This window comes from Oribacterium parvum ACB1, from assembly GCF_000238055.2.
Lineage (GTDB): Bacteria > Bacillota > Clostridia > Lachnospirales > Lachnospiraceae > Oribacterium > Oribacterium parvum.
Genome location: NZ_KE148312.1, coordinates 784,396 through 803,302 on the forward strand (window position 1 = coordinate 784,396; position 18,907 = coordinate 803,302).

The 18,907-nt window shown below is 40.6% G+C and carries 18 protein-coding genes; 11 read left to right on the forward strand and 7 right to left on the reverse strand.

Annotation, left to right across the window (positions count from 1 at the left end):
* Positions 1 to 292 precede the first annotated feature (292 nt).
* The 6 genes from HMPREF9625_RS03590 to HMPREF9625_RS03615 all read right to left on the reverse strand — a co-directional run bounded on the left by HMPREF9625_RS03590 (position 293) and on the right by HMPREF9625_RS03615 (position 6,341).
* Positions 293 to 2,281 carry a sodium-translocating pyrophosphatase gene (locus HMPREF9625_RS03590; protein WP_009535644.1) on the reverse strand — a complete coding sequence of 663 codons (1,989 nt, stop codon included), beginning with the start codon at positions 2,279 to 2,281 and terminating at the stop codon, positions 293 to 295.
* Positions 2,282 to 2,419: 138 nt separating this feature from the next.
* Positions 2,420 to 2,938: a signal peptidase II gene (locus tag HMPREF9625_RS03595; RefSeq protein WP_009535645.1), complete on the reverse strand. Its 519-nt coding sequence runs from the start codon at positions 2,936 to 2,938 to the stop codon at positions 2,420 to 2,422.
* A complete protein-coding gene (gene pdxR, locus HMPREF9625_RS03600; protein WP_009535646.1) occupies positions 2,931 to 3,992 on the reverse strand; it encodes a MocR-like pyridoxine biosynthesis transcription factor PdxR in 1,062 nt (353 codons plus the stop codon). The genes HMPREF9625_RS03595 and pdxR overlap by 8 nt, the downstream gene beginning before the upstream one ends.
* A 167-nt stretch (positions 3,993 to 4,159) precedes the next feature.
* On the reverse strand, positions 4,160 to 5,209 hold the full coding sequence (gene mutY, locus HMPREF9625_RS03605; protein WP_330361208.1) for an A/G-specific adenine glycosylase: 1,050 nt from the start codon (positions 5,207 to 5,209) through the stop codon (positions 4,160 to 4,162).
* A 105-nt stretch (positions 5,210 to 5,314) separates the two neighbouring features.
* Positions 5,315 to 5,860 carry a manganese efflux pump MntP gene (locus tag HMPREF9625_RS03610; RefSeq protein ID WP_009535648.1) on the reverse strand — a complete coding sequence of 182 codons (546 nt, stop codon included), beginning with the start codon at positions 5,858 to 5,860 and terminating at the stop codon, positions 5,315 to 5,317.
* A gap of 1 nt (position 5,861) precedes the next feature.
* Entirely contained in the window at positions 5,862 to 6,341 is a 480-nt protein-coding gene (locus HMPREF9625_RS03615; RefSeq protein ID WP_009535649.1) for an acetyltransferase, read from the reverse strand.
* Between the two features lie 380 nt (positions 6,342 to 6,721).
* On the opposite strand from HMPREF9625_RS03615, the gene HMPREF9625_RS11650 reads away from it, so the two are divergent.
* The 11 genes from HMPREF9625_RS11650 (at position 6,722) to HMPREF9625_RS03670 (ending at position 17,023) form a co-directional block, all read left to right on the forward strand.
* Entirely contained in the window at positions 6,722 to 7,135 is a 414-nt protein-coding gene (locus HMPREF9625_RS11650; protein WP_009535650.1) for a prepilin peptidase, read from the forward strand.
* Positions 7,136 to 7,196: 61 nt separating this feature from the next.
* The gene (locus HMPREF9625_RS03625; protein WP_009535651.1) at positions 7,197 to 8,288 is read left to right on the forward strand and encodes a P-loop NTPase family protein; all 1,092 of its coding nucleotides are present in this window, start codon (positions 7,197 to 7,199) and stop codon (positions 8,286 to 8,288) included.
* 8 nt (positions 8,289 to 8,296) lie between these two features.
* Positions 8,297 to 9,466 carry a TadA family conjugal transfer-associated ATPase gene (locus tag HMPREF9625_RS03630; RefSeq protein ID WP_009535652.1) on the forward strand — a complete coding sequence of 390 codons (1,170 nt, stop codon included), beginning with the start codon at positions 8,297 to 8,299 and terminating at the stop codon, positions 9,464 to 9,466.
* Positions 9,467 to 9,666: 200 nt separating this feature from the next.
* Positions 9,667 to 10,194, forward strand: a complete 528-nt coding sequence (locus tag HMPREF9625_RS03635) for a type II secretion system F family protein (protein WP_016361587.1) — start codon at positions 9,667 to 9,669, stop codon at positions 10,192 to 10,194.
* 27 nt (positions 10,195 to 10,221) lie between these two features.
* A complete protein-coding gene (locus HMPREF9625_RS03640) occupies positions 10,222 to 11,640 on the forward strand; it encodes a type II secretion system F family protein (protein ID WP_036569388.1) in 1,419 nt (472 codons plus the stop codon).
* Between the two features lie 133 nt (positions 11,641 to 11,773).
* Positions 11,774 to 12,013 carry a Flp1 family type IVb pilin gene (locus tag HMPREF9625_RS03645; RefSeq protein ID WP_009535655.1) on the forward strand — a complete coding sequence of 80 codons (240 nt, stop codon included), beginning with the start codon at positions 11,774 to 11,776 and terminating at the stop codon, positions 12,011 to 12,013.
* 28 nt (positions 12,014 to 12,041) lie between these two features.
* Complete coding sequence (locus tag HMPREF9625_RS03650) at positions 12,042 to 14,072, forward strand: DUF5702 domain-containing protein (protein WP_009535656.1); 2,031 nt, start codon at positions 12,042 to 12,044, stop codon at positions 14,070 to 14,072.
* A gap of 10 nt (positions 14,073 to 14,082) precedes the next feature.
* On the forward strand, positions 14,083 to 14,880 hold the full coding sequence (locus HMPREF9625_RS03655; RefSeq protein WP_009535657.1) for a hypothetical protein: 798 nt from the start codon (positions 14,083 to 14,085) through the stop codon (positions 14,878 to 14,880).
* Positions 14,881 to 14,928: 48 nt separating this feature from the next.
* Positions 14,929 to 15,426 carry a prepilin peptidase gene (locus HMPREF9625_RS11655; RefSeq protein ID WP_009535658.1) on the forward strand — a complete coding sequence of 166 codons (498 nt, stop codon included), beginning with the start codon at positions 14,929 to 14,931 and terminating at the stop codon, positions 15,424 to 15,426.
* A gap of 108 nt (positions 15,427 to 15,534) precedes the next feature.
* A complete protein-coding gene (locus tag HMPREF9625_RS03665) occupies positions 15,535 to 15,801 on the forward strand; it encodes a hypothetical protein (RefSeq protein WP_009535659.1) in 267 nt (88 codons plus the stop codon).
* 25 nt (positions 15,802 to 15,826) lie between these two features.
* The gene (locus tag HMPREF9625_RS03670) at positions 15,827 to 17,023 is read left to right on the forward strand and encodes a DUF6382 domain-containing protein (protein ID WP_009535660.1); all 1,197 of its coding nucleotides are present in this window, start codon (positions 15,827 to 15,829) and stop codon (positions 17,021 to 17,023) included.
* Positions 17,024 to 17,031: 8 nt separating this feature from the next.
* Here HMPREF9625_RS03670 and HMPREF9625_RS03675 read toward each other — a convergent pair whose 3' ends face one another.
* Positions 17,032 to 18,813, reverse strand: a complete 1,782-nt coding sequence (locus HMPREF9625_RS03675; RefSeq protein ID WP_009535661.1) for an EAL domain-containing protein — start codon at positions 18,811 to 18,813, stop codon at positions 17,032 to 17,034.
* Positions 18,814 to 18,907: the final 94 nt, after the last annotated feature.

Consider the following 18,907-nt stretch of genomic DNA (forward strand, 5'->3'; position numbering starts at 1 on the left):
GTCTATGCCATAAGAACCGAATAAAAATATAAATCAAATGCATCAAGAATACAATCTGCTATATTCTTGATAAATATAAAGAAAAGGTACAAAAATAAAATATTTCTTTATATACAATATAGGTCTGAAAGGGGAGCACGCTCTCGCTAACCTCGCCACGCAACGGACACTAAGCGAAAAACCGCATTACCTTTGTTTTTCGCAAGTACCGGTGGGCTCCTATTCCCCCATTTCAGACCTATACTGCATAAAAGTTATATATAATTGTGTTTTTTACAGCTTCAAGTGTTTTTTATAAAATCCCACCTACAGCTACAATAAGCGGAGCGAAAACCAAAGCGATAACAGTCATCAGCTTAATCAGAATATTGATGGATGGTCCTGAAGTATCCTTAAACGGATCTCCTACCGTATCTCCTACAACAGCCGCCTTATGCGTATCCGAGCCTTTTCCGCCGTTGTGTCCTTCCTCAACATACTTTTTCGCATTGTCCCATGCTCCACCGGAGTTGGACATAAAGATAGCCATCATTACACCGGAAACGAGGGCTCCGGCAAGTAAACCGCCAAGAGACTCCGCACCGAGCAATAATCCGATTCCCAAAGGAGCAAGAACAGCCAATACACCGGGAACAATCATCTCACGCAAAGCCGCCTTTGTGGAAATACTGACACAGGTTTTGTAATCCGGCTTTTCTGTTCCTTCCATGATGCCCGGCTTCTCTCTAAACTGTCTTCTTACCTCGGAAATCATAGAAAAGGCTGCCTTACTTACGGAACTCATCGTAAAGGCGGAGAAAAGGAACGGAAGCATAGCTCCAATGAAAAGCCCGATGCAAACACGGCTGTCCAAAACATTGATATTGTTTAAGCCTACCGCTTGTGCATACGATGCAAAAAGTGCCAGAGCAGTTAAGGCAGCGGAACCGATCGCAAAGCCCTTCCCCATGGCAGCAGTGGTATTTCCAACCGCGTCGAGCTGATCAGTAATACATCTTACTTCTTCCGGAAGGCCGGACATTTCTGCAATACCGCCCGCATTGTCCGCAATAGGACCATACGCATCTACCGCAACTGTAATAGCTGTTGTGGATAGCATACCTACTGCTGCGAGTGCAATTCCATAAAGTCCAAGAACACTATAAGAAATAAAAATCGCAACGGAAATCAATACAATGGGAACTGCCGTTGAGCGCATTCCGATGGCCATACCGGAAATAATATTGGTAGCCGGACCGGTTTCGGACTGCTTTGCAATTTCTTTTACAGGATTATAGGAGGAAGAAGTGTAGTACTCTGTAACTGCGCCGATAGCAAGCCCTGCAATGAGCCCTGCCGTAACAGCAAAAGCTGCATGTAAATCCCGGAAGAAATACTGAGACAGGGCAAAGGCAAATATCAGAACCGCAGCAGCGGAGGAATAGCTCGCCATCTTTAAGACTTTACTCGGATTATCTCCTCCGAGAGTCAGTACCAAAATACTTCCGAGAACGCATGCAAGCAAAGAAAGTCCTGCCAGTAATAAGGGGAATGCAACACCCTCTATCGACTTCCCTTCCAAAAGGAAGCCGAGTGTCATCGCGGAAACCAAAGCCCCCACATAGGACTCAAAAAGGTCTGCACCCATTCCTGCCACATCGCCGACATTGTCTCCTACATTATCCGCAATTACCGCAGGATTTCTGGGATCATCTTCAGGAATTCCGGCTTCCACCTTACCTACAAGGTCAGCACCCACGTCTGCCGCTTTCGTATAGATTCCACCGCCCACACGGGCAAAAAGAGCAATACTGGATGCTCCCAAAGAAAATCCGGAAAGAACGCCCACATCCTTTGTCAGCATATAGAAAAGTCCGATTCCGAAGATACCGAATCCGGCCACACACATCCCCATAACGGAACCGCCGGAAAAGGCAATGGAAAGTGCCTTCTTCATTCCATACTGTCTTGCAGCCTCTGCAGTTCGTACATTTGCCGATGTTGCGGAGCGCATACCGAAATATCCTGCAAGAGTCGATAACAATGCACCAAAGATAAAGGCTACAGCACTAAGCCAGCTTTTTGTTCCAAAACCGATACATAAAAATAAGCTGCAAACAAAAAAAAGAAGAATCCGATACTCTGCAAAAAGAAATGCTTCCGCGCCTTCTGCAATCGCCTTCGCAATTTCCTTCATTCTCTCATTTCCGGAATCCTCTTTCAGAATCTTCTGTCCCTGGAATAAGGCGAACAGAAGCCCTAAGACACCCAAAACAGGTACGGCAAAAAATAAACTATCCATTTCGTTTTCCCCCTTAAAGAAAAGCAACACGATTTCTATTCGTGTTTGTCAGATAATCATAACAAAGGAATAGACATTTTTCTACTATTTATTTTAAAAAAGAAATTTTTTTTAAAATAAATAATATGACTTTCTCATTTATCTATTCCTAATCCAGGACATAAGAGAACCTAAAGCATAAAGAATTCCGCCAAAGTATAGAGCGATATCTCCAATATTGATAATCATCTTTTTTAAAACACTGATTCGGATATACAGATAATCCGTTACTTTTCCATAGCGTACCCTATCGTAAGTATTGGACATCGCACCGCCCAAAACCATCGCCATCCCGTACTTTTGTAAAAGATAAGCGTCTCCCATTGTATAACTCATATAGGGAAGTGCAAAAGCAAGAAAAATGGTTGCCAAAACGGACAAGGCCTTAACGAGCTTCGGATGACGGCCCAAGCGTCCCATGGAAAAACCGGGATTAAACGCTCTTCGGATTTCCACAAGTCCTCTGCTGCCTTTCAGCTTTTTGGGAAAATCCTCCTCCTTTGCACAATTGATTTTCTCTTTCAAAACTCGATCCAGCGCAAAGATTCCTGCCGCTACAAGAAGCAGACAGAAAAATCCTTTGGGCAAAAACCAAAAAAATTTTATTCTACTACGCATCACTTCTTCTCCTTCTCTTCACCCGATTAATATGTCGTTCAAACTCCCCACTTTGTAAAAGTTCTGTCAGTATACATTGTTCCAAAACAGGAACGGAACAACTGTAAAATGCAATTTTCTTAAGATCCTCCTTCGTCCTTTCCTTAGGAAGTAGCAGGTAGGCCATACGAAAAGCGGGACCTATAGTTTTTGAAAAACTGTTAATGTAATATACGGAATTACTTTCATCCATACTGAAAAGGCTGTCCTCGGGTTTTCCCAGAGCGGAAAACTCCGAGTCGTAGTCGTCTTCTATAATGATTGCTTTTTTTCTCCTTACAAAGTCCAGATACTCTCTTCTTTTTCCGGCCGTTGCTGTAATTCCGGTTGGAAAGCTATGAAAAGGAGTAACGTGCAGGACCTTGCTCTTTGCCTTTTGCAATGCAGAACTGTGAATTCCATTTTTCCCCATTCCCAAAAACTCGAGAGTAATTCCATTTGCCTTGTAAATCTTTTGCATTTTCTCATAGGACGGATACTCTACCGCAAAACTCTGCTCTCTTCCCAGAATCTGCACAAGCAGAGCATAAAGCTGCTCTGCACCGGAACCGATCAAAATCTGCTCTTCCTCTACAAAGATGCCCCTTGCCCTTCGTAAATAATCCTTCAACGCTCTTCGTAAAAAAAATTTTCCCTGGTTCTCCGAGGGACTTAAAATCTCTTCTCCGTATTTGGAGAGCACCTTTCGGACCGTTTTCGCAATCGCCGAGTAAGCCATTCCCTCCTTATCTCCGCTTTGAAAATACGTTAAAGATAAGTTCTGCTCTTGCTGCTCCTCAACAGGAAAAAGAAGCCCGTCCTGATAAGAGACAAAATAACCGCTTCGTTCCCTCCCCTCAATATAGCCCTCTTCCTCTAAAAGAGCATAGCTGTGCTCCACTGTGAGTAAGGATATCCCCATGGTAGAAGCCAAGAGACGCTTGGACGGCATTTTTTCCCTAAAACGATAGCGCCCTTCAACAATGTCCTTTCGGAGAGTCTGATATAAATCAATGTATTTGAACTGCCCCGGCATTTTCTCTCCTTCCCCTGAAATCACTCCTTTTATTCTTCTTAAGCAATTTTTCTTTGGCTGTGTTTTTCCCTAACTATCTTTCTGAATTCATATTTCTTTCATCTACTCTTCTCTATATTCCCAAAAAATCATTATGCTATAAATTCCGCTCTGCCAGTCCCTATAACTTAAACAAAAGCCTTGTAATAGGAATAGGCGGACGGAACACTAAGCTTCGATTCTATCTCTTCCTTTGTGTATAATTCTAACCCTTCTCTAACTCCTAAGGGAAGCGGAAACTCTCCACACTCCACCTCATATCCGATCATTTCCCATTCCTTATGGGTGAAAATATGCCTCGCACTTCCGAGCTCTTTTAGCTTTATGGGAGTAAAGCCCAGACGCTCCACCTCTTCCAGTGCTTCCTTTTTACTCAGATGCCCCTCCCTTTGGTAAAAGCTGTAGAGACCGGCAAGAACTCCTTTCTTCGGGCGTTTTGTCAAGACCAGCCTCCCTCCCTGTCGAATCAGGAAAATGCTGTACCGCTCGACTGTTCTACCCTTCTTTTCCTTTTTTACAGGATAGTTTTCCGGATTGCCCTCCTTTGCACTTTTACAAAATAAGGAAAGGGGGCAGGCTTCACAGGCAATATTTCCTTTGGGAATACAAACTGTTGCTCCTAAATCCATGAGCGCTTCATTAAAGTCTCCCGCCGCTTCCTCCGTCATGCGCTCCTTAAAATACCGGAAAGCAGAGAGTTTCGCTTCTTTCGACTGAATATCTTTATCATACTGATTGCAGCGAGAAAAAATACGAAGAAGATTGCCGTCTACTGCCGGTATTTTCTCCGAAAAAACAATAGAGGAAATAGCCGCCGCCGTATATTCCCCTATCCCGGGAAGGGAACGAATATCTTCATACTTTTTCGGCATTTCTCCCCCAAATTTTTCTACAATCTGCTTCGCACCCTTATGAAGATTCCTTGCACGAGAATAGTAGCCCAGACCCTCCCAGAGTTTTAGAACTTCTTCTTCTTTCGCTATAGCAAGACTTTCTATATCCGGAAAACGCGCAATAAAGCGATGAAAATAGCCTTTTACCGCCTCAACTCTTGTTTGCTGCAACATAATTTCCGAAAGCCAAGTATAATAGGCGTTTTTCTTGCCGCGCCAGGGAAGCTCTCTTCCATTTTCCCTAAACCAGCTCAAAAGCCTTTTTGCAAAACTGTCTATTTTTATTCCCTCCCGAAACTCTTAAAAACGAAGACTCCATACTCTTCATTATGCCTTACATACCAAATGAACACTTAGTCCCCCATTTATGTTTCCTCTAAAATAGATCCGTTAAAATAGGAAAATCACAAGCAATAAGATTACGCCTCCCAGTAAATCCGCTTCCCCGGAGAACAGCGTACCGAATTTCTTTCCGATAAAAATACCGGTTTGGCAAAGAAAAAAGGTCACAATTCCTATAATGAACGAAGCCAAAAATACTCTTCCTAAAGAATAATGAGAGAAGGTAAATCCCAAAGACAGAGCATCTACTGATGTCCCGATGGCCTGAAACATCAGGTTCCCCTGCAATTCCTCCGTTTCCTTATTCCTAAACTTCAAGTATGCACTGTAAAACATTTTTATAGAAAGATAGAGAAGTAATATTGTGGAAATAGCGGAAACATACTTCATAAGCACCTTTGCAAAACCAAAGACTGTACCGACAAGGGCAAATCCAAGCACCGGCATGATGAACTGAAAGAATCCGAAGGTTCCGGAGAGCATAAGACTTCTCTTAGGCTTCATATTCGGCTCCTGCATCCCCTCCGCCATAGAAACAGCCACCGCATCCATTGCAAGTCCTACTCCCAGTAAAACACTGTTTAAAACGAACATACTACTCCCCTATATAATCAAAAGCCAACCTGGGACTTCCGTCCTCCACATGCACTATCCCACAATACTGAAACCCGAAGCGCTTCAATGCTTCCTGCATGGAACGGTTTTTTTCATGGGTATCAATTCGAAGATAGGGAATCTTTCCCAAGCAGAAGGAAAAGCAAGCCCTCGTAATCCCTGATTTTTTCCCGGAAGAAGCAATTCTATGAATAACTCCGTAGCTATCTTCCCTTCTCCAGGCACCTTCTATTTCTTTATAATTTGTTTCTTCTCCGATAAAGAAGGCAAATACAGCCAAAATCTCTTCCTCTTCCAGTACATAAAGCTCTCTCTTTATTAAGTCCTGTCTCGCATCCTCCTCTTTCGGATAATTCCTCCATTGCGCAAAGTTCCCCTCTTTTCGCATATAAGCTCTTGCCAAGTCATAGATTTGACAGATTTCCCGAATATCTTCCTCTTTCGCCAAACGAATAATCATGCTCTCTCATTCTCCCCGGGTATCGTCGGAAGCTTCTGCAATAGCAGATACAGCTATCCATCCGAAATACAGACCAAATCCCTTTTTAAGATAAATATGTATTATAGCATCGTTTTTCCGGGAATTACTGCACAAAACTCATTTTTATTTTTTGTAAAAATAGCACAAGCATTTTGTTTTTCCTACATTCCTCTGTTTTAAAAGCGGATTATTATGTCATAGAAGCGAAAAATATTCTTTTTTTTCGTATTATAGATATTCGGATAATATCTATAAATGGATATTATCCGAATATGAAGTATAGGAGATTCTTTTCTCTCCCTCTATACTGAGCTCACGGAATACAAGTGCAGCTTGCACTTTCCGATACGGAGGTGGATATGCTTCATTCCAACTATGAAATCCTCTTAGTTTTTCTATTCTACGCCGCAATAAAAGACCTGCAAAAAAGAAAAATTTCGAATTTATTTTTTCTATTCTCCTTCCTTTTCTTTTTTCTGTATTTCGGTTTTATCCAGCGCGGTACCTCTTTCACAGATCTCATTCTTTTTCCCTCTAAGCTCATTCTCATTCTTATACTAAGCTATCCCCTCTTTTATTTTACCGGAAGCGGGGGAGCGGACTGGAAGCTCTTTTCCCTGATTCTATCCGTCCTCCCCTTCGATAAAAGCATTTTTCTTCTTTTTCTTTCAACCCCCTTTTCCCTTCTCCTTTTTTATATTCTTGAAGAAGATATTCCCTTTGCATTTTCTCTCTTTCTTTCTGCAGTCCCCCTCTTAAGTCTTTTCTCCTGATATCAGCAAATATTTTCATTATACATAAAATTACTCCAACCCGTTTATGAAAGGATCCGACATGGAAAAAATACTAACTATTTACGATGAAGACAGCCTCTATGCAAAACGTCTTTCCCTTTACCTCCGCCAAAATACAAAGCTCCCCTTCCAGATTTATCCTATAAGTGATCCGGAAAGTTTTGCTCAATTTTCTAAAAAGAAGGAAAGCGACCTCCTTCTTATATCCGAAAAGAATGTAAAAAAGCTTCCTCTTTCCTCTAAAAGCGGAAGAGTTCTCTATTTAAGCGATGAAAGCCTTCTATCTGAAAAGAAGAAAGAAAATCACATCTATAAATATCAGTCTGCAGACCAGATCATGCGTGAAATCCTTCTTCAATATGGGGAAATCGAGCTCTTAGAAGACGGAAGACAACAAAAAGCGGATATCTTCATGGTCTATAGCCCTCTCGGTCGCTCCGGTAAAACCTCCCTGTCTTTTGAGATAGCAAAGCTTTTAGGAAAAAATCGAAAAACACTCTATCTGTCTCTTTCCGAGTCAGCCGGAGCAAAAAAACATCTTCCCATAGAGCGGGAATGTTTAACGGAAGTCTTATACCATTTTAAAGAAAAGAATCTGAATCCTATGATTCTTCGTGCTCTTTCCTATGAAAGAGAGAGTTACTCTACCATTTTACCTGTACGGAGTCCCGAAGACATCAATAGCCTAAGTTCAAGAGAACTGTCTCTTCTTCTCGATAAAATTGCGGAAGATGCCGGAGTCAGCGCCCTGATTATTGATACCGACAGTTCCATGAGTCGCTATCTGGATTGCTTTCATCAAGCAAAAAAGATTTTTATGCCTGTGCTTTCCGATAAAGTCTCCAAGGATAAGTTGGCATTTTTCGAAGACTATCTGAAAAAAAATATTTCTCCGGAAACCCAGGAAAAATTTGTTCAATGCAGTCTTCCATTGGAGGAGGAAAATACATCAAACGGAACAGAATCCGCTGCAGATACGGATTATCTCGGGAAATCCAAGTCTACCGGAAGGACAAGCGCAAGGGACTACCCCTACGCAAGTCTTAAAGAATATGCGGAATCCCTACTCTTACACTACATCTACGAAGAGGAGGATAAAGAAAGAGAACAATATCGAAAAATGGTGCTTTAGGAGGAACTATGTTAGCTTTAGACAACATTAAACAGGAAATAAAAAAAGAACTCCTTACCGATCTGGAAGAGAGACAAATCTCCGATTCTCACCTCTATCAGGAAATCGACAGCGCTTTACTAAGTCGAAAAGATATCGCATTAAGAGAAAAACTTTATCTCCGAACTGCAGTCTTCGACAGCTTCCGTAGACTGGATCTGCTATCCGAGCTCTTGGACGATCAAAATGTCACGGAAATCATGATTAACGGTCCTCGAGAAATCTTTGTAGAAAAGAAGGGGCACATGGAGCGCTGGGAACGTTCTTTCCAAAACGAAGAGCAGCTTTCCGACTTAATTCAACAGATTGTCTCCCGTATTAATCGTGCAGTCAATACCAAAAGTCCCATTGTAGATGCCAGACTGGAAGACGGTTCCCGTGTTCATGTTGTTCTTCCCCCTATCGCTCTAAAAGGACCGACCGTCACGATTCGAAAGTTCCCGGAACCCATTACCATCGAAAAATTAATCCAGCTCGAAAGCCTTAGCGAAGAAGCCGCAGATTTTTTAAAGAGTCTGGTAAAAAGTTCTTACAACATCTTCATTTCAGGCGGAACGAACAGCGGAAAGACAACTTTCTTAAATGCCCTTTCCCAATTCATTCCAAAAAGTGAGCGAATCATCACTATCGAAGACAGTGCGGAATTACAGATTCAGGACGTAGAGAATTTGGTTTCTTTGGAAACCCGAAATGCGAATGCGGAAGGCGAGGGAGCTGTCACAATTTCCGATCTGATTAAGGCTTCTCTCCGAATGAGTCCCAACCGCATCATCGTTGGAGAAGTCCGTGGTAAGGAATGTCTGGATATGTTAAATGCCATGAACACCGGGCACGATGGAAGCATTTCCACCGGACATGGAAACAGCAGTCAGGATATGCTGCGCAGAATGGAAACTATGGTCCTGCAGGGAGCGGAACTTCCTTTGAGTTCCATTCGAAACATGATCGCCTCCGCAATAGAAATCATGGTGCATCTTGGAAGAACGAAGGATCACAAAAGAAGAGTCTTGGAAATCAGTGAAGTAGTAGGAGTGGAAAATGGAGAAGTCAAACTCAAAAAACTGTATCAGTACAATGGGAAAGTTCTGGAAAAGCTGTCGGATTTGTCTCACGAAGAAAAGCTCCTCCATAGACTATAGGGAATATGAAATCAGTTTAGGAGAATATCTTTGGCACTTGGGAAAATCCTTACTGCTGCTTCTTGTCATCAGCTATACCTTCTATCGTTCCTTTCTGCTCTTTCTCTTTTTGATTCCTTTTTCTCTACTTATTCCTTTTTTCCTTCGATCAGGTCTTCGAAAAAAAAAGACAAAACCAACTTCTGCTTCAATTTAAAGAGATGATTTCCATTCTAAGCTCCTTTCTTAGTGCAGGCTATTCCATTGAAAATGCTTTTATTGCCACTATTCCCGACCTTTCCGCACTAATAGGGGAAAACAGCTATATGGTGGAGGAACTAAAACTGATAAAACACGCCCTTTCCATGAATCGTCCCCTAGAAGAACCGCTCTCTCAGTTTGCCTTTCGTTCAGGACTCGATGACATTCATAATTTTTCAGAAATTTTTCTGGTAGCAAAACGGTCCGGAGGAGAGCTGTGTGAAATCATTCAACATAGCAGTTCCATTATTCATGACAAACTAACGATACGAGAGGAAATCCTAACCTTAAGTGCCGCAAAGCGCTTTGAGCAAAAAATCATGAACGGCATACCCTTTTTTATCATCTTTTATCTCAATACTTCTTCTCCGGATTTCTTTTCCATTTTATACAGCTCCATTATGGGAAGGATTATCATGACTGTGGCTCTCCTTATTTATCTCTTTGCCATTTATCTTTCTCAAAAAATCATCTCGATTCCGATATAATTCTGCAAATTCATACACGGTGAAAAAATGAAAATAATCACTCCCTACATGCATAAGCTACTCCGCTTCTTCACTTCCCAAGATGAAGCCATGATAAAAAAACAGGCAGGCATCCTTATTGTTTCTCTTATACTTTCTTCTCTTCTCTTTTTGGAAAGTCAAAAGGATGGTCATATCCAATCCGGTTACATCTTGGAGCGTGAAGGAATCGGCGGAAACGAATACAATCTCCCTCTTCAGGTAGAGGGAATAAATCCCGAAAAAAAGGAAAATGTGAATATCAAAGTCTCTCCCAGAATTTATACCAAGGAAGAAGCGGATCAAGTTTTCTCCTCCCTGCATGAAAAATCCGAAAGCCTGCTTTTATCCGAGGACGAAAGCTTTGACGAGATAAAAACTTCTCTTCATTTAACAAATTATTTTCCTGAAGAAAATGTCAAGATGAGTTGGAGCTTTACTCCTACAGCTTTAATTACCGGAACTAAAAAAATCACGGAAGACGATAATTTAGATCTGATTCTAAACTATCGCTCCATCTTGGGAGATAAGGGAAAAATACACCATGAGCTCTTGGAACAGGATCAAATTCTGGAAGGAATGCTCGAAATAAAATTCAGTACCAACATCCTTTCTCCCAAAGAAGATACCGGCGATGCAGAGCTGGAGAATTACTTTCGGACTACGGAAGACTATCTCTACTCATCTCCGACCTATCTCTTTCCCATACGAATCTATCCTGAAGAAAAAACTTCTTTAGAAAGCTTACGAAGTCTCCTAGAAAAGAAAATAGCATCCCAAAACTCCGAGGGCAGAGGAAGCGACAAGCTGGAACTACCACAGGAAATTGAAGGAAAGAAAATCATTTTTACTGAAGAACAATCTCGACGTTATCTCTTCATTCCCCTTCTTGGACTTTTTCTTGCGCTTCTTCTCCCTCTAAAGGAAAGAGAAGAAAAAAAAGAAAAACAAAAGGAGAGAGAAAACTCCCTAAATCTTGACTATTCCGAGCTGGTATCCAAACTGGTTGTCTACCTTGGTGCAGGACTTGCTCTGCGAAATGCCTTTTCCGAAATCAGTAAACAATACAGCTTCTTAGTTAATCAATGCGGGCTGGAAAACCATCCCTTATACGAAGAACTGCACACCTTGCTAAATCAATTAAAAAGCAATGTGGGAGAAGGGAAAGCGTACCTTGATTTTTCCAAAAGGATTGCACTACGTCCTTATAACAAGCTTATCAGCGTGATTGAACAAAACCGAAAAAACGGAAGTAAACATCTTCGTTTGCAATTACAGGTGGAAATGCAAGAAGCCTTCGAAATGCGAAAGTCCACAGCCAAAAGACTCGGAGAAGAGGCAAGCACCAAACTCCTGCTTCCCCTCTTCATGCAGCTCTTTATCATCATGCTCATTATTATTTATCCTGCCATGCAATCTATGGGATAAAAAAATATTTATTCAATATTACTGCAAAGTAGAACTTGTCAAACAGCAATCTCTTCTTTGCTTTGTAATATACAGCATGCCTTGCATGTTGCAAGCTATCCGGCAATTTTGCCATTTCTAAAAGGAGGTTATTATGCAGTTACAAAACTTAGTCAAGGCTCAATATGCCTTTGACGCTTGGCTTTTTTCCCACATGGAACAATGTAAGAAAAAGAGACGGAACTTAATCAAGGGAAATGAAGCACTGGGAACAATTGAGTTGGTTCTCATTATCGTAGTCCTTATATCCCTCGTTGTTATCTTCCGAGATAGAATTAAGAATGTTCTTAATGACATCTTAAAGAAAATCGAAAGTAACGCAAAATCCGTCTAACCCCCCTCTCTTATGGAAAGGAAAAATCATGATAAAAAGAAAGTCTTCCGCCTCCATTACGGTATTTCTTTCCCTTAGCTTCGTATTGATTGCCGCATTGATTCTGACGATTACGGAGTCTGCAAGAACAATCGCACAAAGATATTATATGCAAACTGCTTTAAACAGTGCCATGGAATCTCTCTTTTCTGAATTTCATAGGCCTCTTTGGGAAAACTACCGTATCTATGCTCTGGAATACCGAGATGACGCCTTGTTACAGGAAGAATTGGAAACATTTATTAAACCCTATTCCGAGGCACAAAATCTTTTTCCGGCAAAGGTTGTGAAAGATGATTTTTCCTTCTCCGGAAGGGGCAGTCTCGTAGAACAAAATCACTTCGAAGAAGAAGTTTTAGAATATATCCCTGCACTGCTCACAAAAGATGCTTTGGAATTTATAGGACAAAAACAAAGCGGGACAGATATTCCCTCTCTTTTAGAAGAAGTCAGTAAAAAAGAAAAGGAAGCGGACAGTATACAACGTCTACGGAAAAAATATGTTTTAAACCACTATGATGTGGAATATCTTGAAGACTGTATCAATGACATTGATCAGTGTTGTAAAAACAGCAGCACTCTTCATTCTCAATCCCTGTCCGATCTCCATAGCAAGGATGCCTCCGGTTTCTTTTGGCATTCTTCTTCTCTCCGTTCCACTTTAGAGCAATTAAAGAGCACCGTGCAGCGTTATGATGCACGTGCAGAGATTCTTAAGGAAAAGATAGCGGAATTACGACAAGATTTCGAGTTGGAAAAAGTCAATTTAGAAGAAGACGGAATCCGTGCAATTGAATCGGAATTACAAAGCTATGATGAATATGTCAATGAAGGAGGAAAGGTTCGCCAAATGATTGACCTCTTCCCCGCAGAATGTGACAGTCTCGGTAGCAGTATTCAAAACATTGAAGAAACCGTCCAAAATTTTGAGGACTATATTAGCGAAGAGCGCGAAAGAAGAAGAAACGAAGACGATGATGAGGAGGAAGATGAAGATGACTTGCAAGCAGAAATCGATGCTTTTTACCGAAGTATTGCAGGAGAATGGCAAAACCTCAAAATGCCTGTATACGGAGGTTCCGTCACAAAAATCAATAAGAAAAACAAAAAAATACTCGAAAGTATCCAAGAATTGGGAAAAAAGAAGCTCCTGGAATTACTCCTTCCCAAAGGAAGGGAATGCCCCAGTACCACAGAGTGCTACACAGACTCCCCTTTTACGGCAGGATCCGTCGCCAACCCCTTGCAGGTCGGATTATTGGGAGAATATTCCCTACGTTACTTTCACTCCTATCACAAGGAGGATAATGGAAACACCATTCCTTTCAGTAATGCAGAGGGACTGGAGGTGGAATACTTACTGCACGGAAAAAAGAGCGACTATGAGAACCTCGCAGCGCAGGTCACCGCTCTTCTAGCAGTAAGAGAAGCCATGAATTTTATCCATATCGTCTGTGATACGGAGAAACGGCAGGAAGTGGAAAACTTTGTTACCGGCTTTCTCGCAGCAACAGCGAATCCTATCGTGATAGCCGTCTTTAGTATCTTTGTTATCGGAATATGGGCCTTTGCTCAAGCTTTATTGGATGTAAAGCATCTTTTAAATGACGAAAGAGTACCTCTAATGCATGGAGAAGATTCCTGGGACCTTGGCCTTAGTATGCTCTTGGATTTTTCTTCCCTATTATCCGGCGAAGATGAAAAAAAAGAGAGGCAAGGCTTTTCCTATACTGACTATCTTCGGGCTTTTCTCTTTACAAAAGGCTTACTTCATCAGGACAAAATCAACAATGCCATGCTCTACTGTATGGAGAAAAATATTCGTACTACGGTTTCAGAAAAAGAAGCTTCCTTTCAAATGAAGCAATGCTTATATTATCTTTCCACCGATGCCGGAATAGAGTCTAGGCACAGTCTCTATCATAGAGGATTTTTAGATATGATAGGTGTAAATCCCGGTGATAGCAGATATCGCTTCACCCTGCACTCGGATTATAAATATAAAAATCTCAGTCACTAAAGGAGTCTCTATGAAATCCTATTCCGCTTCCATGACCATTGAAGCTTCTCTGTCTCTAAGCCTTTTCATTCTAGCCATGGTTATGTTGATGACGCCTCTTTTAATCCTAAACCGTAGCATTAAAATCTCTACCATTTTGGAAAAAAATGCCCGCTCTATCAGTATGTATAAATACTTAGAACATTATGGCATCATGAAAACCGCTGTACAGGATATTCCTAACATTGAAGAAATACTTGCCGTTGGAGAAACCGCCTTAGAAGATCTTATTCTTCCAAATGAAGTGAATATGGAAGGAATGCAAAATATTCGCAGCTGGAAATCGCGAATTACAAAAGAAGAAATTCTATTGGACCTTGAATATGAAGAATTAATTCCCCTTTCCATTATCGACAAAAAATCCATTTATCAGGAAATCATCGCACATAGAAGAGCATGGATTGGAGTAAAAGGAGCAAGGTGGGAGAAAGATGCCGAAGAAGAAAAAGAAGAGGAGGAAACAGTGTATGTCATCGACGGTCCCTCTAAAGTCTACCATAAAAGCCGAGACTGTACCTACATCTCAAACGAATTTATACGCAGTAGTGCAGTGGCTCTAGATGGAAGTGAGGCAAAATACGGAGGAAAATTCTCTCCTTGCAAAGCCTGTAAACCGTCCAAAAACAGTGCCGTAGTTTATTATACTGAGGCCGGAAGAAGGTATCACAGTAGCACCGATTGTCCGGCAATGCGCTCTTCCGTCCATGAAATCCCTCTATCGCAGGCAATTTCCGAAGGAAGACACGCCTGTCCGCGCTGTGGAGGCTAATTATTTCCCCAAGTCCTTCCAACTCACTTTCTCCATCAGGAGGTATCCATGCAAGATATTTTCTTTTTCCTGTTTTTTAAGTCCTTATGTTTTTTTCTGTTCTTTCTTCTCGCCGTAGTATACGATTTTCGGAACAAATCTTTGCCCCGCTATCTTATACAGATATTTTTTATAGTAGGAGTTCCCTTCTTTCTTTTTAGTGAATGGCACTATTTTTTTAGAAGCTCCTTTTCCTTCACGCTCCCCTTTCTATACAGCTTTTATCCCCTATTTTTTTCAATCTTCATGCTAGCTTTTACAAAGTGGTCTAAGGGCGCCCTGGGAGAGGGAGATGCTTACTTCCTGCTCTGCTCTTCGCTATATATGAATTATATGAGTTTTTTCTTCTTCTTTCTCTCCGCCCTGCTCTCCTCCGCTATTGTTTCTATTCTGCTCTTTTTACTCAATAGAAAAAAGAAGAAAAGGATGAACGAACTCTCCTTTCCCTTCATTCCCTGTTTTATACCCGGAGCATTATACCTGTTTATTCAAATATTCTCTGCATGAATGTGAGAGCGAAAGAAAAAGCTCCTCCTAATCAGCTGTTCAAAAAATCAATACGTCGCCACTTACACCACTCACCACTCTCCTGCTCCATCGAATGAAAGGAATATTATGCACAGTATTGAAACCAGTCTTGTTCTTTTTATCAGCTTTGTCTGTATCGTTTTGCTTCTCCAAAGTACCATTGTTCTTCATACAACCATAAAGGAAAGAAGCGAAAAAGAATTTACCCGAGAATTAAACAGTCATACTTTGGACAAAGATAAAGACTTCTTTAAAGTAGAACTCTATACCCGTTTTTTCTCCGTAGCGGAAGATTTACTGCTCCACAAAAAGACGGAAAGTGATAAAAGTAAGACAGAATCTAGCCCCTCTTAAACTTTACATCAAGAAAGGAAAAGCTATGCCTCGGAATTTTCTGAGAATTGAAAAAAATCTCACACACAGCTACCTCTATCTTCACGGGATGGAGTGGAAAGAAAAAAGTCATGAACAAAAAATCATTCAACAATGCCTCATTCCGGGAACTCTTCCCTTTCGCCTGATTCAAGAGGAAACAGAAACTATTTTTCAATATAATTTCTACCCCTATGAAAAAATAGTTGATTATTTCGCAGAAAAACCGATGAATTTAAAACATATTATTGCGCTGTTTGAATCCATTCACAGCACTTTATTACAGATGGAAGAATATCTTCTTTCTCCGGAAATCTTAGGATTGAAAAAAGAGGAAATATTCTTTGATGCTGAAAATAACCGCTTTCTATTCCCTTTAATTCCCTCTGCTTCCGGAAATCCGGATGAAGAAATCAAAGATTTGATTGACTTTATCTTTGATAATATTGATGAAAAGGATGAACAAGCAATTCTTTCCGCCTACCTGCTCCACCAAAAAAAGAAAACAGAAACATTGCAAATTAAATCCATCTTACAACTTCTGTATTCGCAAAAAGATAAGGCAAGCAACACAAAAGAAAAACGCTTCAATAATCTCGAAAAAAACTTCTTTGGGAATGCCATAGAAGAAATCTCCCTAAATAAGTCCTTTGAAAATAAGTCCTTTGAAAATAAGTCTCTCAAAAATCCGCTTCCATTTCAGGAACTGGATCTATCCGATTATAAATATGCAGACTATATGAAAAACATAGATGGAAATGCAACTGCCTCTACTCCGGACAATTCTGAATTTATGTCCCTTTCACAGCCGGTAGAAGGTGAGTGTAATATAGAAACAGAGAAAGGAAAAGAAAAAGAAGAAGAGAAAAAAAACAAATTACTCTTCGGCTTAAAAAATCTTTTCAAAAATAAAGAAAAAGAAGATAAACTGCGCTCTATAGATAATATACGTTATGAATCTAAAGAACAAAAACAAGTGAAAAAAAAGAATAGTACAAAAAAGGAACTTAGAAAAGTCCTGCTCGGTCTTATCCTAATGATTGCTTTCCCGATTTTACTTTATCTGTGGAAAGGCAGTTCTATATTACACGACTATCTTCCCTTCCTCATATTGATTGAAACAGCGATTTTTCTCTATGCTTCGCTGGACTTTCTGGCTCTATTTATCTCTTCAAAGGGCACGAGGACAACAAAGCCTTCCTAAGCTATTCTCTACTTAAAGAAGTCCAGTGCTCCTTCCGATTCCTCATTGAAATCCTCAGAAAAGAAGGACTTACTTTCCTGTAAAAGTATAGACAACTTATCCATACTTAAGGCATGGACACCCAGTACTACTTTTTCTTCATCCCCTATATCATAAGAGCGAACCAAAACAAAACGTTTCCATACAAATTTACCGTGTTTGTTTCTACTTCTAAAATACGATAATAAAAATCCCTCTTCCGAATCCTTCAGTCTTTCCCACATATCCTGAGGATTTAAAAAGGCCCTACAATGTTCCTTATCCTCAGGATGTACGTTTTTATAGACATACTTATTGATTTCAGCGGAAAGATTGTCACTCTCTTCAATTCTATCAAACAATTCACACATATACACCGGCAGTAAAGTATCGCTTCTTAGGTTCAATAGAATGACCATATCATAAACTGAATACAGTGTACGAAGAGTATCATTCATATCTTTAATCTTTCGGAACACACGATTATTTGTCAGAACATCAATCCTAATCAGATAGATAAAGCATTCATCCATACTGGTCACAAGTCTTGCCTGCAGATGACAATGCTTTCCGGAAGAAATGAAGTCCATCGATTCCACTTCCATGGAATCTCTTGCGAGCATCATAATATCTCGTATTTTCTCCGCAAGCAAAACTTTTCTGTTGTTTAAGGCATCCTGAAAGTCATGAGTTCCGGCATAGCCCAGGTCCAAAAGATTATCTCGATAAGGTTCAGTGAAATTCAAATGGCATATCTTTCCCCCGGTCTCAGAACAAACCGCTATAGGAATAACTGTTTCAAATCCGTAAATATTTGGAGAATCATCCAAACGATCCAATACAAACGGAGTCGGACTTATAATATTGACCAGTCCGACTTGATCAAAAAGATAGTCTTCCTTTCTGCTTTCTACCCCATTTTTCTCAATCAAATCAGAAAGCCAGTTTTCCATCGGTTCCGGCCTTCCAAAATAATATCCCTGCATACGCTCACAGCCTGCATGCTTTAAAAAGCGAAATTGCTCCTCGGTTTCCACTCCTTCCGCAACAGTATGTATGCCGATCTCCTTCGCCATATATAAAATGGAATAGATAATAATCAGTGATTTCTTTCCCATATCACTTAAGAAACGCATATCTATCTTAAAAGTATCAAATTCAAATTCTTTCAATAAATTTAGGGAAGAATAGCCTGAGCCGAAATCATCCATCCAAACCTGATAGCCCAGCTCATGTAATTTCTTCACCACATACTTCATATAGCCTTCATTGTGCATTACCACGGATTCAGTCACTTCAATATGCAGTAAGTTTTTTGGTACATGGTATTGCTCTACTATTGATTCCAGCTGATCCAAAAAATCGCCAATATTAAAATCCAAACGCGAAAAATTTAAAGAAATCGGAAATACCGTTTCCTTTCGTTCTAATCTTTCTCCCAGATTTTTACAGATTTCACGGAAAACATAGAGATCCAACAAATGTATTTTTAAAGTTTTTTCGAGTACGGAAATAAAGTCACCGGGATAAATCATCCCATATTTGGGGTCAATCCAACGGGAGAGTGCCTCCGCTCCGCACACTCTCTGTGTTAAGCCACGCACATTGGGCTGCAAGTACACTTTTACCTGTTTTTCTGCAATAGCTTCTTCGATATGAGATTCAATATGCTTTTCCAGCTCTAAACGGGCAAGGTTTCTCTTCTCCTTCTTGGAGTGCGTATAACTGCGGATTCCTTTCTTATCCCGTCCATCATTATGAACTCGCTCCATCACTACTCCCCAAATTCTATACTACGTACAATAGAATTTCGTCGAATTAAAGGAAGATAATAAGGAGATATCTTACTGACACAACAATTTCAGA

What these genes read in the sequence shown, in the direction of transcription:
- HMPREF9625_RS03590 (WP_009535644.1), bottom strand. Translation starts at nt 2,281, where the DNA reads ATGGATAGTTTATTTTTTGCCGTACCTGTTTTGGGTGTCTTAGGGCTT.
- HMPREF9625_RS03595 (WP_009535645.1), bottom strand. Translation starts at nt 2,938, where the DNA reads ATGCGTAGTAGAATAAAATTTTTTTGGTTTTTGCCCAAAGGATTTTTC.
- pdxR (WP_009535646.1), bottom strand. Translation starts at nt 3,992, where the DNA reads ATGCCGGGGCAGTTCAAATACATTGATTTATATCAGACTCTCCGAAAG.
- HMPREF9625_RS03610 (WP_009535648.1), bottom strand. Translation starts at nt 5,860, where the DNA reads ATGTTCGTTTTAAACAGTGTTTTACTGGGAGTAGGACTTGCAATGGAT.
- HMPREF9625_RS03615 (WP_009535649.1), bottom strand. Translation starts at nt 6,341, where the DNA reads ATGATTATTCGTTTGGCGAAAGAGGAAGATATTCGGGAAATCTGTCAA.
- HMPREF9625_RS11650 (WP_009535650.1), top strand. Translation starts at nt 6,722, where the DNA reads ATGCTTCATTCCAACTATGAAATCCTCTTAGTTTTTCTATTCTACGCC.
- HMPREF9625_RS03625 (WP_009535651.1), top strand. Translation starts at nt 7,197, where the DNA reads ATGGAAAAAATACTAACTATTTACGATGAAGACAGCCTCTATGCAAAA.
- HMPREF9625_RS03630 (WP_009535652.1), top strand. Translation starts at nt 8,297, where the DNA reads ATGTTAGCTTTAGACAACATTAAACAGGAAATAAAAAAAGAACTCCTT.
- HMPREF9625_RS03635 (WP_016361587.1), top strand. Translation starts at nt 9,667, where the DNA reads ATGATTTCCATTCTAAGCTCCTTTCTTAGTGCAGGCTATTCCATTGAA.
- HMPREF9625_RS03640 (WP_036569388.1), top strand. Translation starts at nt 10,222, where the DNA reads ATGAAAATAATCACTCCCTACATGCATAAGCTACTCCGCTTCTTCACT.
- HMPREF9625_RS03645 (WP_009535655.1), top strand. Translation starts at nt 11,774, where the DNA reads ATGCAGTTACAAAACTTAGTCAAGGCTCAATATGCCTTTGACGCTTGG.
- HMPREF9625_RS03650 (WP_009535656.1), top strand. Translation starts at nt 12,042, where the DNA reads ATGATAAAAAGAAAGTCTTCCGCCTCCATTACGGTATTTCTTTCCCTT.
- HMPREF9625_RS03655 (WP_009535657.1), top strand. Translation starts at nt 14,083, where the DNA reads ATGAAATCCTATTCCGCTTCCATGACCATTGAAGCTTCTCTGTCTCTA.
- HMPREF9625_RS11655 (WP_009535658.1), top strand. Translation starts at nt 14,929, where the DNA reads ATGCAAGATATTTTCTTTTTCCTGTTTTTTAAGTCCTTATGTTTTTTT.
- HMPREF9625_RS03665 (WP_009535659.1), top strand. Translation starts at nt 15,535, where the DNA reads ATGCACAGTATTGAAACCAGTCTTGTTCTTTTTATCAGCTTTGTCTGT.
- HMPREF9625_RS03670 (WP_009535660.1), top strand. Translation starts at nt 15,827, where the DNA reads ATGCCTCGGAATTTTCTGAGAATTGAAAAAAATCTCACACACAGCTAC.
- HMPREF9625_RS03675 (WP_009535661.1), bottom strand. Translation starts at nt 18,813, where the DNA reads ATGGAGCGAGTTCATAATGATGGACGGGATAAGAAAGGAATCCGCAGT.